General features: G+C 67.5%; 17 protein-coding genes and 1 tRNA gene. 13 read left to right on the forward strand and 5 right to left on the reverse strand.

The annotated features are described in order from the left end of the window. Window positions 1-154: 154 nt before the first annotated feature. Window positions 155-904 carry a GntR family transcriptional regulator gene (locus tag AB0H49_RS28700; RefSeq protein ID WP_357255874.1) on the reverse strand — a complete coding sequence of 250 codons (750 nt, stop codon included), beginning with the start codon at window positions 902-904 and terminating at the stop codon, window positions 155-157. A gap of 257 nt (window positions 905-1161) precedes the next feature. On the opposite strand from AB0H49_RS28700, the gene AB0H49_RS28705 reads away from it, so the two are divergent. The 5 genes from AB0H49_RS28705 (at window position 1162) to AB0H49_RS28725 (ending at window position 5032) form a co-directional block, all read left to right on the forward strand. Continuing rightward, a complete protein-coding gene (locus tag AB0H49_RS28705; RefSeq protein ID WP_357255876.1) occupies window positions 1162-1527 on the forward strand; it encodes a hypothetical protein in 366 nt (121 codons plus the stop codon). Window positions 1528-1529: 2 nt separating this feature from the next. Further along, the gene (locus AB0H49_RS28710; RefSeq protein WP_357255878.1) at window positions 1530-1880 is read left to right on the forward strand and encodes a helix-turn-helix transcriptional regulator; all 351 of its coding nucleotides are present in this window, start codon (window positions 1530-1532) and stop codon (window positions 1878-1880) included. Between the two features lie 65 nt (window positions 1881-1945). Continuing rightward, window positions 1946-3622, forward strand: coding sequence for a replication initiator (locus AB0H49_RS28715; RefSeq protein WP_357255880.1), 1677 nt, complete (start codon window positions 1946-1948; stop codon window positions 3620-3622). Window positions 3623-3635: 13 nt separating this feature from the next. Continuing rightward, window positions 3636-3812: an excisionase gene (locus AB0H49_RS28720; RefSeq protein ID WP_357255882.1), complete on the forward strand. Its 177-nt coding sequence runs from the start codon at window positions 3636-3638 to the stop codon at window positions 3810-3812. Then, window positions 3809-5032 (forward strand): site-specific integrase, encoded by a 1224-nt coding sequence (locus tag AB0H49_RS28725; RefSeq protein WP_357255884.1) that lies wholly within the window; start codon window positions 3809-3811, stop codon window positions 5030-5032. Before AB0H49_RS28720 ends, AB0H49_RS28725 begins: the two co-directional genes overlap by 4 nt. A gap of 12 nt (window positions 5033-5044) precedes the next feature. On the opposite strand, the gene AB0H49_RS28730 is transcribed toward AB0H49_RS28725, so the two are convergent. The 3 genes from AB0H49_RS28730 to AB0H49_RS28740 all read right to left on the reverse strand — a co-directional run bounded on the left by AB0H49_RS28730 (window position 5045) and on the right by AB0H49_RS28740 (window position 6866). Then, window positions 5045-5132, reverse strand: a tRNA-Ser gene (locus AB0H49_RS28730). A 24-nt stretch (window positions 5133-5156) separates the two neighbouring features. Then, window positions 5157-5567 carry a MarR family transcriptional regulator gene (locus AB0H49_RS28735; RefSeq protein ID WP_354998987.1) on the reverse strand — a complete coding sequence of 137 codons (411 nt, stop codon included), beginning with the start codon at window positions 5565-5567 and terminating at the stop codon, window positions 5157-5159. Between the two features lie 123 nt (window positions 5568-5690). Continuing rightward, window positions 5691-6866 (reverse strand): alpha-hydroxy-acid oxidizing protein, encoded by a 1176-nt coding sequence (locus AB0H49_RS28740; protein WP_357255886.1) that lies wholly within the window; start codon window positions 6864-6866, stop codon window positions 5691-5693. Window positions 6867-6954: 88 nt separating this feature from the next. Between AB0H49_RS28740 and AB0H49_RS28745 the strand changes: the two genes are divergently transcribed. Beyond that, window positions 6955-7959 (forward strand): NAD(P)H-quinone oxidoreductase, encoded by a 1005-nt coding sequence (locus AB0H49_RS28745; RefSeq protein ID WP_357255888.1) that lies wholly within the window; start codon window positions 6955-6957, stop codon window positions 7957-7959. A 7-nt stretch (window positions 7960-7966) separates the two neighbouring features. On the opposite strand, the gene AB0H49_RS28750 is transcribed toward AB0H49_RS28745, so the two are convergent. Then, complete coding sequence (locus tag AB0H49_RS28750; RefSeq protein ID WP_357255890.1) at window positions 7967-9169, reverse strand: cysteine desulfurase-like protein; 1203 nt, start codon at window positions 9167-9169, stop codon at window positions 7967-7969. Window positions 9170-9536: 367 nt separating this feature from the next. On the opposite strand from AB0H49_RS28750, the gene AB0H49_RS28755 reads away from it, so the two are divergent. The 7 genes from AB0H49_RS28755 to AB0H49_RS28785 all read left to right on the forward strand — a co-directional run bounded on the left by AB0H49_RS28755 (window position 9537) and on the right by AB0H49_RS28785 (window position 16344). Then, window positions 9537-10139 (forward strand): bacterial proteasome activator family protein, encoded by a 603-nt coding sequence (locus AB0H49_RS28755; RefSeq protein WP_354998112.1) that lies wholly within the window; start codon window positions 9537-9539, stop codon window positions 10137-10139. Window positions 10140-10391: 252 nt separating this feature from the next. Further along, the gene (locus tag AB0H49_RS28760; protein ID WP_354998988.1) at window positions 10392-11228 is read left to right on the forward strand and encodes an ABC transporter permease; all 837 of its coding nucleotides are present in this window, start codon (window positions 10392-10394) and stop codon (window positions 11226-11228) included. Between the two features lie 11 nt (window positions 11229-11239). Next, complete coding sequence (locus tag AB0H49_RS28765; protein ID WP_354998113.1) at window positions 11240-12091, forward strand: ABC transporter ATP-binding protein; 852 nt, start codon at window positions 11240-11242, stop codon at window positions 12089-12091. Further along, window positions 12088-13083, forward strand: coding sequence for a glycosyltransferase family 2 protein (locus tag AB0H49_RS28770; RefSeq protein ID WP_354998114.1), 996 nt, complete (start codon window positions 12088-12090; stop codon window positions 13081-13083). Before AB0H49_RS28765 ends, AB0H49_RS28770 begins: the two co-directional genes overlap by 4 nt. Before the next feature lie 350 nt (window positions 13084-13433). Next, window positions 13434-14480: a ribosome small subunit-dependent GTPase A gene (rsgA, locus tag AB0H49_RS28775; protein WP_357255893.1), complete on the forward strand. Its 1047-nt coding sequence runs from the start codon at window positions 13434-13436 to the stop codon at window positions 14478-14480. 120 nt (window positions 14481-14600) lie between these two features. Further along, window positions 14601-15452, forward strand: a complete 852-nt coding sequence (locus AB0H49_RS28780) for an NAD(P)-dependent oxidoreductase (RefSeq protein ID WP_357255895.1) — start codon at window positions 14601-14603, stop codon at window positions 15450-15452. 271 nt (window positions 15453-15723) lie between these two features. Next, complete coding sequence (locus tag AB0H49_RS28785) at window positions 15724-16344, forward strand: antibiotic biosynthesis monooxygenase (protein ID WP_354998117.1); 621 nt, start codon at window positions 15724-15726, stop codon at window positions 16342-16344. Window positions 16345-16496: the final 152 nt, after the last annotated feature.

Genomic DNA, 16496 nt, shown 5'->3' on the forward strand with positions numbered 1-16496 from the left:
GATGCTGTGTGCGCTGGGTGAGAGTCCATGTCGCCCTGGCGGCGCGGCACGCGCCGCTGCTGCGCCTTGACTCTATATAGCGAAATTCAGCAACAACCCGCGCACAGTGACGGCCAGCGAATCAGGGGCCGCTGTCGCTTGGTGAGCGCTACGGTCAGTCAGTCGTGATTGGGTATTCGTTCACGATGACGGTGCGCTCGGCGGGCCAAATCGACTCGGCAACTTCGAGAACCGTTCCGTCCTCGGCCTTCGCGCAGTGGACGACGTGGACCACCGGTGCGCCGTTGGCAAGCTCAAGGATCGCCAGTTCGTCGGCCGTCGCGAGTCGTGCGATGAGCCGATCGACTGCCTTCGCGTATCGCTTCCCCGACAGCTCTTCAATGCACAAAAACAGTGCCTTCGGAACCACTGTCGGCTCCTCGATGTAGGTCCCCGCGGCGAAGCTCGTAGGGATGTAGCTCGCGCCGATTTCCTCGGGGCGTCCGGTCTCCTTATCGAACAGGTGTCGGCGACGCGTCACAACCTGTGTGGTGCCGGGCGGGAAGAGGTCGGCCACATGGGTGGGCACTGGCTCGATTCCCGCGAACACGATGTCGTGCCGCAGGTGCGGGGTGAGCAACTTCTGATCCGCACGTGCTCGTCCGTAGTGCCGCCACCCCGGCCGCTGGAGTCGGTCAGTCTCCTTGACGAAGGAGCCGATGCCATGGCGCGACTCGATCAGCCCCTCTGACCGAAGCACTCCCAACGCCTGCCGGACGGTTGGGAGACTCACCCGAAAGCGTTCGGTCAGTTCGGTTTCCGTTGGTAGCTGCTGGCCTGGGCGAAGATCTCCGGTATCGATCTGGTGGCGGATTTCCTCCGCGATGCGCCGGTACTTCGGTGCGAATGCGCTGGTTCCGTCCACGGGGTGCCCTGTCTGTCGCTGGTGGCGTCCGGATTTGATTATAAGTCTTCAGGAAGACTTGACCTCCATCGACCTCAGTGCTCTACTAGACATACGGTCTTCAGGAAGACCTAAAGACACACGGAGTGCTTCGCAGGCACGACGTGGGGGATCGAAAAAGCTCCCCGATGATTCGCAGTCACCGGGGAGCTTCAGACACCGAGGCTAGGCGGCTACCTACCTCGGTCAGTGCCTCGATGGGATTGGAGCCCTGAAGCATGTCCAGTGTAGAGCGTTCCCAGCAACTTCCGTCCTTTGCCGTTCGTCCGTCGCGTCTGAACTTGGCGGGTTGGTGCCTGTACTGCTTGACGCAGAACTGCACGTCGGCGCGGTGCATCGAGATGCACGCGGGCACGGTGTGGGAGGTGTGCAGGCGCTGCGGTGGCAGCGAGTACGTGAACGGTCACCGCGATCGGGAGACGGCTGTCACGCGCTGCAACTGCTTCGGTGGCCTGATCGAGCCGGGGGCTCAGGAGGTGGCGGCCGAGGTGATCGAGCTTCGCCCGGAGCGGGTGCGGCGGACGAACGTTCCGGCCCCGACTGTGGTGTCGCGGTCTGGCCAGGTCTACTACGCGGGGCACTGATCATGGCTGCGAATGCTGTTCTGCGTGAGGCGATTCTGAATGCCGGGATGACTCCGGCACTGCTGGCCGAGCGGGTGTGTGTGGATGCGAAGACCGTGCAGCGGTGGGTGTCACAGGGGCGTCGTCCGCATCCGGTGACCCGTCATGCGGTGGCCTCGGCGGTGGGCCGCTCGATGGCCGAGCTGTGGCCGCTCGATGGCGCGGTGCCCGCTGCGGCTGCTTTGGTGGGCGCGGGTGTGCCGCTGTCCGAGGTACTGGACCGGTTGCTGATCGTGGCTGCTCGTCTGGACCGGCTGACCGGGCGTCTGGAAGCGCTGGAGAAGGCCAGTGAGGTGCTGGGGGTGACGGCGTGACGGCCGCCTCCGCTCCGGTCGGTGCCGTTGCGCCGAATCGTCAGACCGCTGCTGAGCGTCGCGCGATGCCGGATCTTCGCGATATCGCCGAATCGGTGGCCGAGGAACAGGGCGTGTGCGCTCGGGTGGTGCCGATGCGGGCCTTTGACCCGAAGACTGGTCGTGTCTCCTACGTCGGTGCTCCGTGCAAGGCGACCGTGGCGACGACCTGCCCGGCGTGCGCGAAGGCAAACAAGTACGTGCGGGTGACCCAGCTGCGGGAGGGGTGGTGTGCCGAGCACGAGCCGGTGCAGCCGGAACCGGTGGTGACTCGCGGCCAGGCGGAGGTGTTGGCGGCTCGTGCCGAGTTGTTCAGCAACTACCACGACGCACGCCGGGAGGGTGATCACGAACTCGCCGAAGCGGTCAAGACCCTGGTGGCCGATCTGGATGTCGAGTTGCGGGAGCTCGGTGTGCGGGGCCGTCTCCCGTTGTTGGACCCGGCACCTCGTCGTCGGGCGAAGTCGACTCGTCGGCGGGATGATCTGCCGGACCTGCCGCGTAAGAAGGTTGCGCGGACCACGATCGGCACGGCGTATGCGAACGGCAAGTATCGGCCCTCGACGTTCTGGACCCTGACCATGCCGTCCTACGGCCGGATCAATCGGGTGTGGGACCCCGAGGGTGGCAAGGACAAGCGCGGTGCGTGGGTCTCGGATGGGTCGCCGGTCGATCCGGAGTCCTACGACTATGCCGGTGCTGCTCGAGACATCATGCACATGAAGACGTTGTTCGATCACTGGATCATCAACCTTCGCCGCGCGGTCGGCTGGGACGTGCAGTACTGGGCCAGTGTCGAGCCGCAGAAACGCGGCGCGCCACACATCCATCTGGCTATCCGGGGTTCGATCCCGACCAAGCTGCTCTACGCGGTGACCGCGGCGACCTACCGCAACATCTGGTGGCCGCACTTCGACCCCGAGAACGAGGTGTACACCGACGGTCACATGCCGGTCTGGGATCACCGGGCGGGCACCTTCGTGGACCCGAGGACCAGGCGGGCGTTGACGGGGTGGGATGACGCGATGACGGTCATCGACTCGGTGGACGACCTGGAACCGGCCCACACCATGAAGTTCGGGGCCGAGTCCAAACCGGTTCAGATCCTCGCCGGGACACCGGAAATGGATCGCAAGGTGGCCTACCTGACGAAGTACCTCACCAAGTCGGTCGGCGAAATCCTGGAGTCCGACAGTCCACGGGTCAACCGCCATTACGACCGGTTGCACGCCGAACTGCAACGCACCCCGTGTTCGAAGACGTGCGCGGTGTGGCTGCGCTACGGCATCGTCCCCAAGGGAGCCACGGACAAGACCCAACCGGGTCGTTGCCGGGGCAAGAACCATCGCCGTGACCTGATCGGCGTCCCGGGCAAACGGTGCGGCAACTCCCGCAAATGGAGCGGCAAGACCCTGCCCGACCACAAAGCCGAACGCATGGAATTCGTCCGCGAGAAACTGGCCGCGCTCGGCATCTTCCCGCCCGATACCTCACACCTGCGGATCACTCCGGTCGGTCCGGGTGACCGGGACGCGCCCCCTCGGTCACACCTGATCATGGCGTTGGTCGCGCTCAAGATCAGTCAACGCGCCGAGTACGAGACGGCCATGCTCGCGCGTGACGAAGGGCCACCGGGTGACGACTCCGTTTCACGTGAAACCGTTGCAGTGCAACATGATTCGCACACTCAGATGGCAGCATAGGGAGGAATCCGCCATGTCCAAATTGCTCAACGAGGCCGAGGTTCGCAAGCTGATCCCGATCGGGCACAGCAAGTACTACGAGCTGATCGGCTCCGGCGCGTTGCGGTCGGTCAAGATCGGTCGTCGTCGCTTCGTCACCGAGCAGGCCGTCTCGGACTACATCTCCGGGCTCGACCAGGCTGCGGCATGAGTAGAAGGCAGCTGCCGCCGCAGATCGAGAAAATCACGCTCAAGAGCGGCGCGATTCGCTATGAGGTGACCGCCGAGGCTGGTACCGATCCGGTGACTGGGAAACGTCGGCAGACACGCAAGCGCTACCGCACGGAAAAGGAAGCCCGCGATGCGCTGGCCGAAGTGAGTTCGGCGGTGTCACGTGGCACCTACGTTGCTCGGTCGGTGGTCACGATCGAACAGGCGTGCGCGGAGTGGCTCGACGGCAAACGGATCGGTACGAGCACGAAAGCGGCCTACCGCCATGCCCTCCAGCCACTCCGTGATCGCCATGGCCCGCTGCCTATTCAGCAATTGTCCAAGGCTCACCTCGACAACCTCGTGAGCGATCTGCAAGACGGCGAATTCGTCTACGCGCACGGACGGCCCTGCAAGACGTGGAATGCCCAGACCGTAAACCCGATGCTGCGGATTGTCGGCAAGGTGCTCGACTCGCAGATGGGGCAGGGCCGTTTGGCGCGCAATGTCGCGAACCTGGTTGATCGGGTACCGGGATCGCGGAAGGAGATGGACACCTACGACGCGGCCGACGTGCGGAAGGTGCTGGCGGTCGCGGATCGGCTCCGCGATGGGCACGCATGGCACCTGGCGCTATCCGGGCTCCGACGTGGGGAGATCGCCGGATTGCGTTGGAGCGACGTGGATTTCAGCGCCGGAACGGTGACCATCACGAACACTCGTATTCAGGTCGACGGTGAGGTCATCGAGAAGGAGACCAAGACAGAAAAGTCGAAGCGAACCTTGCCACTCACGCCGGTGATCGTGGACGCACTGAAACGCGCCAAGGCTGCCCAGGCGGCGGAACGGCTGGAGCTGGGCACTTGCTACGGGCCGGGCAAGTACGTGGTGTGCGACGAAGCCGGATACCCGGTGCACCCGGGCAGGTTGTCGCGAGAATGGCACCGGGTCTGTGAATCCGCCGAAGTGCGTCACGTCCGTTTGCACGATGCCCGGCACACCTGCGGTACTCTGCTGCACCTCCAGAACGTGCCGATTGCGGTCGTGTCGGCATGGCTCGGGCACTGCGACGCCGCGTTCACGATGCGGACTTACGTCCACAGCCAGCCCGACGCGCTGGCCGAAGCGGCCCGGACGTTGAACGCGGTTGTGACAAGTCGTGACAAGACGGCGGGTGTTCGACCGATTCGAAATCGGCGACGCCGCAGGCCAACAGCATGACCTGGGCGTCCGTGGCGGAGACGGAGGGATTTGAACCCCCGGTCGCTCTCGCGACGCTCGCTTTCAAGGCGAGTGCATTCGGCCGCTCTGCCACGTCTCCAGGCCCACGATCCTAACGGACGGCTCAATCGGCTCGCTCGCCGATTATCTTGTCGATGCGGGCGAACACCTCGCCGACGACGGCGAGGTGTTCGGGGACGAGCAGGTCGATGAAGTCGGTGCGGACGGCTTCGACGTGGCCGGGGGCGGCCGCTTCGAGGCGGCGCATGCCCTCGTCGGTGAGCTCGGCGACGACGCCGCGGCCGTCCTCTTCGCAAGTGTTGCGGCGCACCATGTGCTGCGCTTCCATGCGCCGGATCTGGTGGGTGAGCCTGCTGCGGGAGGAAAGCACACCGTCGGCGAGTTCGCTCATGCGCAGCGCGCGGCCCGGCGCTTCGGAGAGCAGCACCAGGATTCGGTATTCGGCGAGACTGAGATCGCTGTCGCGCTGCAACTGCTTGTTCAGCGCCGTCATCAGCCGCTGATGGCCGTCCATGTAGGAGCGCCATGCTTGCTGCTCCGTCGGGCTCAGCCAGCGGGGCTCGGCCGTGCGACCGCTTGGTTCGGGTTCCACCGCCCTATTCTAAGCGGCCCTGAACTGGGCAAACCCCGGTTCTGTTCACCGGACGGCGGCGATCGTGCCGCGATTCAGGTCGGCGACGTTCGCGCATCCGGACAACCCGAGCGCCGAGTCCAGGTCGGCGAGCAGCAGCCGCAGCGCGTGCCGGGCGCCGTCGCGGCCCGCGATGCCGAGACCGTACGCGTACGGCCGCCCGTACAGCACCGCCTTGGCGCCGAGCGCGAGCGCGATCAGCACGTCGGAGCCGCTGCGCACGCCGGAGTCGAACAGCACGTCGGCGCGGTCACCGACGGACGCGACGACCGCGGGCAGCGCGTCGAGCGCCGCGATCGAGCCGTCGACCTGTCGGCCGCCGTGGTTGCTCACCACCACCGCGTCGGCACCAGCGTCCACCACGAGGCGAGCGTCGTCGGGATGCAGGATGCCCTTCACTGCGATCGGCAGATCGGTCCATTCGCGCAGGTGGGCGAGGTCGGCGGCGCGCAGATTGTGGTTGCCGAACAACCCGACCCAGGTGAGGATCGCGATTCGCATGGCGTCCTCGCTCTCCTCGGGCGGCGTCGGCAGCTTCGCGCGGAACACCGGGTCGGACAGATAGTTGGCGATGCCCTTGCCGTGCAGGAACGGTAGGTGCGCGAGCTCCAGATCCTGCGGCCGCCAGCCGAGGGTCGGGGTGTCGACGGTGACCACGATGGCCTTCGCCCCGGCGCGCTCGGCCCGCTGCACGAAGGACCGCGCCAGCTCGGGATCGTTCGGCCAGTAGAGCTGATACCACCATTCGCCCGCCGCCGCGCCGACCTCCTCGATGGTGGACGAGGCCGCGGTGGACAGCACCGACCCGATCCCGAGTTCCTTCGTGACCTCGGCGACGATCACCTCGCCGCCCTCGTGCATCAGTTCGAGAACGCCGATCGGCGCGGTCAGCACGGGCGCGGCCAGCCGGGTGCCGAGCACTTCCACGGAGAGATCGCGCGCGCCGGGACCGGTGGTGCCGCGCAGCATGCGGGGAATGATCCGGTACCTGTCGAAGGCGGCGCGGTTGGCCGCCGCGGTGCGTTCCGCCGACGCGCTGCCCGCGACGTAGGCGTACTCGGCAGGTCCGAGGACTTCCTTCGCGCGTCTTTCCAAACCCGCGGCCGTCATGGGCAATTCGGGCACGATGCCGCCCAATCCGCCCAGGTAGATCTCGTTCTGGAAGTCGATGAAGCTGCTCACGCGGGGAACGCTAGTCCGTTGTGTCCGTTCCCGCAGGGTCCTCGGCCGATCGGTGGTTCGTCGAGCGGTCGGCGGGCACTATGGGTTGATGCGCGCGATCGAGTTGACCGAATTCGGCGGACCGGAAGTACTCACCTGGGGCAAGGCCCCAGACCCTGTGCCCGGTCACGGCGAGGTGCTGATCGACGTGGTGGCCGCGGGGGTGAACCGCGCGGATCTGCTCCAGCGCCAAGGCCGCTACAACCCGCCCGCGGGCGCCAGCGAGATCATCGGTTTGGAGTGCTCGGGCGTCGTCGCCGAGGTCGGCGAGGGTGTGCGGGACTGGCGGGTCGGCGACCGGGTGTGCGCGCTGCTGTCCGGCGGCGGCTATGCCGAGCGCGTGGTCGTCCCGGCGGGACAGGTCCTTCCGGTGCCGGACGGTTTGGACCTCGCCGCGGCGGCGGCGCTTCCCGAAGTGGCGGCGACAGTGTGGTCGAACCTGGTGATGACGGCCGGTCTGCGCGCGGGTCAGCTGGTGCTGATCCACGGCGGCGGCAGTGGCATCGGCACGCACGCCATCCAGCTGGCGGTGCACAAGGGCGCGCGGGTGGCGGTCACCGCGGGCTCGGCCGAGAAGCTCGCGCGCTGCGCCGAACTCGGCGCGAGCGTGCTGATCAACTATCGCGAGGACGATTTCGTCGCCGCGGTCCGCGCCGAGCGGTCCGGCGCGAACGGGCCGGGCGCCGACATCATCCTCGACAACATGGGCGCGGCCTACCTGTCCCGCAATGTCGAGGCGCTGGCCGAGCACGGCCACCTGGTGGTGATCGGCATGCAGGGCGGGGTGAAGGGCGAGCTGAACCTGGGCGCGCTGCTGTCGAAATGGGGTTCGGTGCACGCGACCAACGTGCGCAACCGCCCGGCCACTGGCGCGGGAAGCAAGGCCGAGATCATCGCCGAGGTGCGCGGGCACGTCTGGCCGCTGATCGCCGACGGCACCATCGTGCCGGTGATCCACGCCGAACTGCCGATCGCGGAGGCCGCCGAGGCGCATCGGATGCTGGACGCCGCCGACACGTTCGGCAAGGTCGTCCTGCGGGTGGACGCGAGCTGATCCCGCCTCACTCCAGCGCGCCGAGCGCGCGGCCGAGCTGATCGATCTCGAATTTGGTTGTGTAGGGCGCGAGTCCGACGGTCACGGCGCCGCCCTCGTCGTTGACGCCGAGCGCGTCGAGCAGCCTGCTTCCGCCGTGCACGCCGCTGAGCGTGCCGATACGGGCGTCGGCCAGTTTGGCGGCGATCTTCTCCGCCTGCATCCCGGCCATGGTGAAGCTGACGGTCGGGATGCGGGTGGAGGCGCGGCCGATCACGGTCAGGTTCGGGATCTTGTCCAGCACGTCCATCAGGTGCTCGAACAGCTGGTCGTGGTAGTCCTGCAGCGAGGTGATGGAGATTTCCAGCCGCTCGCGGCGGGTGCCCGTGGCCCGCTCGTCGAGACCGGCCAAGAAGTCGATCGACGTGGTGAGACCCGCCAGCAGCGCGTACTGGTGCCCGCCGACCTCGAGCCGTTCGGCGCCTTTCGCGTACGGATTCAACGACATCGACGGAATCCGGTCCAGGAACGCGGGATCGCGGAACACCAGCGCGCCGATCTGCGGCCCGCCCCACGCGGGCGCGCTCAGCGCGACCACGTCGGCGTTGAGTTCGTCGATATCGATGAGAGCGTACGGCGCCGCGCCGAACGCGTCGGCGACGAGCAGACCGCCCACCTCGTGCACGCGGTCGGCCGCCACCCGCACGGCGGGCGCGGAGCCGACGATGGGCGAGGCCGCGGTGAGCGCCACCAGTCGTGCCGTCGGCCCGATCAGCTCCTCGAACTGCCAGGACGGCATCTCGCAGGTCTCGATCTCGACCTCGGCCCAGCGCACGTGCGCGCCGTATCGATTGGCGATCCGCAGCCAGGGCGCGACATTGGCCTCGTCGTCCAGGCGGGACAGCACGATCCCGGTGCCGAGGCCGAGCCGGGAGCTGAGCGACTCCGCGAGCCAGGCGAGCAGCACCGCCCGATCCGGGCCGAGCACGACGCCCGCCGGATCGCCGCCGACCAGGTCGGCGACGGCCTCGCGGGCGGCGTCGAGGATGGCCGCGCTGCGCACCGCGGCGCCGTTGCGGCCGATATGGGAGAACGACGACGTGCGGAAACCCGTTGACACGGCACGAGATACCGAGTCAGGGACAAGCATGCCCGCCTGCGGATCGAGGTGGATCCAGCCGTCGCCCAGGGACGGTATCAGGCCCCGAACCCTCGCGACGTCGTAAGTCATGTTGGCCACTCTAAGGGCAGCGGGCGAGGCTGCGTAACCGCCTTCCCCTCCCCGGCCGCTCGCGAACGCGACGGCGAGGGACCCCGCCCGGACCGGCCATCGGCACCCGGCCGCGGCTTCGAGGGCGCCGCGGAGCTGGGCATTCGAATCAGCATGGCAACCGACTTTCAGCAAAATCCGAACCACACGACCCGCACAGAATAGTCGGCGCCGCCCTGCCGCGGCACCGACCCGCCTGCACCGGGACCGGCCCGTTCAGCGCGTCCGGCGACTGCCCCGTTCAGCGCCTTCGGCGACTGCCCCGTTCAGCGCCTTCGGCGACTGCCCCGTTTAGCGCCTTCGGCGAGTACGCGACATGATAGGGAACATGACGCACTCGGATGAGTCACCCGATTCCATCGTCGTGGTCGGACCCGACGGGCAGCCGCTGGTCATCCCGGCCGACGCGGGCACCCCGCTGACCGGACAGGTGGTCACCGACAGCGACAAGAAGACCGACGGCTCGGACGACCGCGACGACTCGGGCGAATCGCTCGCCGACATGGTGGAACAGCCCGCCAAGGTCATGCGTATCGGCACCATGATCAAGCAGCTGCTCGAGGAGGTGCGCGCGGCTCCGCTCGACGACGCGAGCCGCACCCGGCTCAGGGAGATCCACAAGTCCTCTGTGCGCGAGCTCGAGCAGGGCCTCGCGCCGGAACTTCGCGACGAGCTCGAGCGGCTGACCTTGCCCTTCACCGACGACGCGGTGCCGTCCGACGCCGAACTACGGATCGCCCAAGCCCAGCTGGTCGGCTGGCTGGAGGGCCTGTTCCACGGCATCCAGACCGCGCTGTTCGCCCAGCAGATGGCGGCCCGCGCGCAGCTCGAGCAGATGCGTCAGGGCGCGCTGCCGCCCGGCATCCACACCGTCGACCCGCGCGGCGGGCGCGGCGACCAGTCGATGGGCGGTTCGGGCCAGTATCTGTAACCCCGCTTCGCGGGTGAGGAGTTTCGCGCGTCCCGCGTGTACCAGCGGACCCGGTGCGAGGATGCAGGGGTAGGGTCGAGCACCGTGCCCGCCGCTGCCGCTCGCCCCGACTCCGACGAGAGTTCGGCGCGTCCTGAAGAGAGCCCAGTGCGTTCAGATGACAGCTTGCGTTCTGACAGTTCCGAGACCACCGAAGAGGGTCCGGTGAGTGCCGAGAGCACCGCGCCGGCGCAACCGAGCGGAGCCGAGGCGATGCCGCCGCTGCCCTCCGACTCGCAGACCTTCCGGCGCGCGATCAAGGACATGCGCGACGGCTTCAGTCAGCGCGAACTATGGCTCTCGCTCGGTTGGCAGGACATCAAGCAGCGCTACCGGCGCTCGGTGCTCGGCCCGTTCTGGATCACCATCGCGACCGGCGTGCAGGCCGCGGCGATGGGCATCCTGTACGCGACGCTGCTCGATCAGCCGCTGCGCGAATACCTGCCGTACGTGACCGTCGGGTTGATCGTCTGGAATGTGATCCAGGCGAGCATTCTCGAGGGCTCGGAGGTGTTCATCGCCAACGAGGGCTTGATCAAACAGCTTCCGTCCGCGCTCAGCGTGCACATCTACCGGTTGGTGTGGCGGCACTTGCTGTTCTTCGCGCACAACATGGTCATCTATGTGGTGCTGCTCGCCGCGTTCGGTATATGGGAGAACCTGCGCTGGTCGAGCCTGCTCGCGATACCCGCGATCGGCTTGATCTTCCTGAATTCGATGTGGGTGTCGATCGTGTTCGGCATCTTCAGCACCCGATACCGCGATATCGCGCCGATTCTCAGCAGCACCACGCTGATGCTGTTCGTGCTGACGCCGGTGATGTGGACGACCAAGACCTTGGAAGAGCAGATCGGCGGCGCGAGCGATCGGGCCCGGCTGGTGGAGATCATCCCTACCTTCCACTACCTGGAGATCGTGCGCGCTCCGCTGCTCGGCGAGCCGCAGGAGCTTCGGCACTGGGTGATCGTCGGCGCGATCACCGTGGTGGGCTGGATCGTCGCCGCCTTCGCCATGAAGCAGTACCGTTCGCGCGTACCGTACTGGGTATAGGAGCCGCTGCGATGAGCCGTGTGAGTATCGAAACCCGTCAGGCGTGGGTCGAGTTCCCGATCTTCGACGCCAAATCGCGGTCACTGAAGAAGGCGTTCCTCGGCAAGGCGGGCGGCGCCATCGGGCGCAACCAGTCCGACGTGGTGGTGGTCGAAGCGCTGCGCGACATCACGCTGTCGCTGAAAGAGGGCGACCGGGTCGGCCTGGTCGGCCACAACGGCGCCGGGAAATCCACGTTGCTGCGGCTGCTTTCGGGCATCTACGAACCGTCGCGGGGTAGCGCGCGCATTCGCGGGCGGGTGGCGCCGGTGTTCGATCTCGGCGTCGGCATGGACCCGGAGATCTCCGGTTACGAGAACATCATCATTCGCGGGCTCTTCCTCGGCCAGACCCGCAAGCAGATGCTTTCCAAGATCGACGAGATCGCGGAGTTCACCGAGCTCGGCGAATATCTGCAGATGCCCTTGCGCACCTATTCGACCGGTATGCGGGTGCGGTTGGCGATGGGCGTGGTGACCTCCATCGACCCGGAGATTCTGCTGCTCGACGAGGGCATCGGCGCGGTCGACGCGGAATTCATGAAAAAAGCGCGGCTGCGGTTACAGGAACTCGTCGCGCGTTCTGGCATCCTGGTGTTCGCCAGCCATTCCAACGAATTCCTCGCTCAACTCTGCGATTCCGCGCTGTGGATCGATCACGGACAGATCCGTTTGCGCGGCGGCATCGAAGAGGTGGTGCGCGCCTACGAGGGTCCGGACGCCGGAAACCATGTCGCGACCGTGCTGAAGGAAATGGCAGCGGAGCGGGCGGCGACCGAAAAGACCGAGGACAGCGCACGAGAACTGGAGCGGAACAACGCATGAACGAGCCGACCGGGCAGAACGCCCCGATCAGCGCTGGGGCCGACGCCCCGGTCGACTCGCCCGCGCCGGAGGTCGTCTACACGCCCACCGACACCGGGCCGGACGCCCGCATCATCGCAGTCGTGGTCACCCACAAGCGCCGTGACCTGCTGGCCGAATCGTTGAAGGTCGTCGCCTCGCAGTCGCGACCGGTCGATCACCTCATCGTGATCGACAACGGCAACGAACCCGAGGTCGCCGAACTGGTGCAGCAGCAGCCGGTCGAGACGACCTACCTGGGCTCGGCCCACAACCTCGGTGGCGCGGGCGGTTTCGCGCTCGGCATCCTGCACGCGCTGTCCCAGGGCGCGGACTGGGTGTGGCTGGCCGACGACGACGGCAGGCCCGAAGGCGCCGAGGTGCTCGCCACCTTGTTGGACTGCGCGAAGCGGCACGGCCTCGCAGAGGTCTCCCCCGTTGTCTGCGACATCGATGACCCGGACCGGCTGGCCTTCCCGCTGCGCCGCGGCGTGGTGTGGCGGCGGCTGCGTTCCGAGCTCGGCGACGAGGACTTCCTGCCGGGCATCGCGTCGCTGTTCAACGGCGCGCTCATCGCCACGGCGGCGGTCGACCTGATCGGCGTGCCGGACCTACGCCTGTTCGTGCGCGGTGACGAGGTCGAGGTGCACCGCAGGCTGGTCCGCTCGGGCCTACCCTTCGGCACCTGCCTGCAGACGGCCTACCTGCATCCCAACGGCGCCGCCGAGTTCAAGCCGATCCTGGGCGGCCGGATGCACACCCAGTACCCCGACGATCCGGTGAAGCGCTACTTCACCTACCGCAACCGCGGCTACCTGATGGCTCAGCCGGGTATGCGAAAGCTGTTGCCGCAGGAGTGGATCCGATTCTCCTGGTTCTTCCTCGTCACCCGCCGCGATCCCGCGGGACTGAAGGAGTGGTTCCACTTGCGCTCGCTCGGGCGAAACGAGCAGTTCGGGAAGCCGGAGAAGTAATTCCGACCCCGGCGCAGACCGAGCCGCCATTCGATTACCGCCGATTTCGGCGTGCGCCCGCTGCGTCGGGTAGGCAATCCAGCCCGTCCGAGCGCGAAGGTGTGCGCTCGATGCGGGCAGCCGGGTAGCGGGCGATAAATCGGTTGCGGGGGTGTCGGGTGTCTGGCAGGGTCTTGGGAAGTTGGCGGTTCGAGACGGAAGTGAGGAGGTGGAGATCGTGACGACGAATGTCCGGGTTGTCGTGCCCGTGTGCGCCGCGCTGCCGCGTGCCGCCGCACCGCACTCCACCTCTGTTTCCTCTCGCTGAACCCGGGTCGGGTTCGGCGCCCGACGAATGGATTCTTCCCATCATGGTCGACTACGACCTGCTCGTTCCCTACGGCTGGACGGAAGCCGTAGCCAATGAATACGCCGCGCTCATCGATGACGGGTACGTGCCCGCGCGGGTGATCCGGATGGATCGCAGTGAATGCGATGTGGCGACGCCGGACGGCTGGGCGCGCGCGAAATGCCCGCGCTCCGATGCCGATCCGAGCGGCTTGTGCACCGGCGACTGGGTGAGCCTCGACGCGCAGCGCAACGTGCGCGCGCTGCTGCCGCGCCGCTCCGCGATCGTGCGCTCCACGGCCTCGCGGCGGTCCGAGGGCCAAGTGCTCGCCGCCAACGTCGACACCGTGCTGGTCTGCACACCCGCCGACGGCGACGTCGACCTCGGCCGGATCGAACGGATGCTCGCCCTGGCCTGGGAGAGCAACGCGCGACCGGTCGTCGTGCTCACCAAAGCCGATGCGGCCGAGGACATTCCGATCGAGACGGTGCAGGCCGTCGCACCCGGCGCGACGGTGCTCGCGGTCAGCGCGAGCAGCGGGCACGGGATCGATGTGCTCACCGCCGTTCTCGACGGGACGGTCGCGCTGATCGGCCCGTCCGGCGCGGGCAAGTCGACGCTGGCCAACGCGCTGCTCGGCGCGGAAGTGTTCGCCACCAACGCCGTTCGCGCGGTGGACAAGAAGGGCAGGCACACCACCGTGCACCGGGAGCTGCGCCCGCTGCCCAACGGCGGAACGCTCATCGACACTCCTGGTCTGCGTGGCATCGGCCTGTGGGACGCCGCCGATGGCATCGAGAAGACCTTCAGCGACATCGAGACCTTCGCCGCGCATTGCCGATTCGGCGACTGCTCGCACGAGGGCGAACCCGGCTGCGCGGTGCGCGAGGCCATCGAGACCGGGGCCCTCACCCAGCGCCGGTTCGACAGCTATCGCAAGCTCGGCAAGGAGAACGCGTGGATGGAGGCCAGGGCCGACAAGCGCTTGCAGGCCGAACGCGACCGCGCCTGGCGCGGCATCAGGAAACAGCAACGTCAGATGTATCGGGAGCGAGGGTCACGGCGCTGATTCCCTGAGGTAAGCAGTCCCCTATGCAACTAGTTGCATAGGGGACTGCGCTACGCTTAGCCTGCGAGACGTGGCGTCGCGGGCGCGTCTCGTCCGCGGCACGAACGACAGGAGCAGGTCATGACGGAACCGGGTTCGAAGCCGCTGGCGGGCAAGACGTTGATCATGTCGGGCGGCAGCCGCGGCATCGGTCTGGAGATCGCCAAGCGCGCCGCGGCCGACGGCGCCAACATCACGCTGATCGCCAAGACCGATCAGCCGCACCCCAAGCTCCCCGGCACGATCCACACCGCGGCGGCGGAACTCGAGGAGGCGGGCGGGCAGGTGCTGCCCTTCGTCGGCGACGTGCGCCTCGACGAGTCGGTGGCCGAAGCGGTGCGCCAGACCGTCGAACGCTTCGGCGGCATCGACATCGTGGTGAACAACGCCTCGGCGATCGACCTGTCCAACACCGACGCCCTGTCGATGAAGAAGTACGACCTGATGCAGGACATCAACTGCCGCGGCAGCTTCCTGCTGTCCAAGCTGAGCCTGCCGTACCTGCGCGAGTCGGCCAAGGCCGGGCGCAACCCGCACATCCTGACCCTTTCCCCGCCGCTGAACCTGGACCCGAAGTGGGCGGGCGCCTCGCTCGGCTACACCATCGCCAAGTACGGCATGTCGCTCACCACGCTCGGCCTGGCCGAAGAGCTGAAGACCGACGGCATCGGCGTGAACTCGCTGTGGCCGCGCACCACCATCGCCACCGCCGCCGTCCGCAACCTGCTCGGCGGCGACCAGATGATCGCCACCTCGCGCACCCCCGACATCTACGCCGACTCCGCCTACCTGGTACTCACCTCGCCCGCCGCGAAGACCACCGGCAACTTCTTCATCGATGACGAAGTGCTCGCCGCCCACGGCATCACCGACCTCGACAAATACCGCGTCGTCCCGGGCGACGCCGAGCTCACCACCGACCTCTTCCTCTGATACTCGAACCGGCCCGGCGGACCCCAACTTTCGCCGGGCCGGTCCCGACTCACCGCACCCGCCGAACCGCTCCCCACGAACACCGGCCGCCGCCGACTCACAACCGGTGGCAGGCCCGTCCCCGCAGACCGCGCCAACGCCTCAGCCCAGGCCACCTTGCGAAGCATGTGAACCCTTTGCGAGGCCTATTGCCTGAAAGTCGCTGGCGGAGAAGTGTGGAATGTACCGGTGGCGCCACCGGGCGCTGCCTCGTGCAGAAAGGGGGTGGATCGTGTTCGCACGTTCTACCACTGTTCACGCGCAGCCCTCCGCCATAGACGCCGGGATTGCGCACGTGCGCGACGAAGTAATGCCCGCTGTCGAAGGCATGCAGGGCTGTATCGGGTTGTCGTTGCTGGTCGACCGAGGATCCGGGCGTTGCATCATCACGACGGCGTGGGAAACCGAGCAGGCGATGCGCGACAGCGCGGTCCGGGTCCGGCCGATCCGGGAGCGCGCCGCGGAGACGTTCCGCGGCAACGCCGAAGTCGAGGAATGGGAGATCGCGGTGCTGCACCGCGACCATCGCACGCAAGAGGGCGCCTGCGCACGCGTGGTCTGGGTCGAGGGCGACCCGAACCGAGCCGACACGGCGATCGAGACCTACAAGACCCGCGCGCTCCCGGGGATGGAAGAGCTCGAGGGTTTCTGCAGCGCGAGCCTGATGGTCCACCGGTCCTCCGGACGCGGCGTCTCCTCCACCACGTTCGACAGCGCCTTGGCGATGGACCGCAACCGCGAGCAAGCCGCCCGGATTCGTGAGACCAACACCCAGCACATGGGCCTCCGGGTGACCGACGTCGCCGAATTCGAGCTGGCACTCGCGCATCTGCGCGTACCCGAGCTGGTCTGATACCAGCGCGGGGGCCGGGGGGGGACGGGGCCCCGGCGCGGGTGCGGCGGTTTTTGGGGTGTTGGGGGGCCCGGTGGGGGGGCTGGTGTGTTGCGGGGTGGGGGGGCGGGGGGGCGGCGGGCGGGGGGCGGCGCGGCCGGGCGGGGGGGGCG

It is taken from the genome of Nocardia sp. NPDC050713, assembly GCF_040654315.1.
Lineage (GTDB): Bacteria > Actinomycetota > Actinomycetes > Mycobacteriales > Mycobacteriaceae > Nocardia.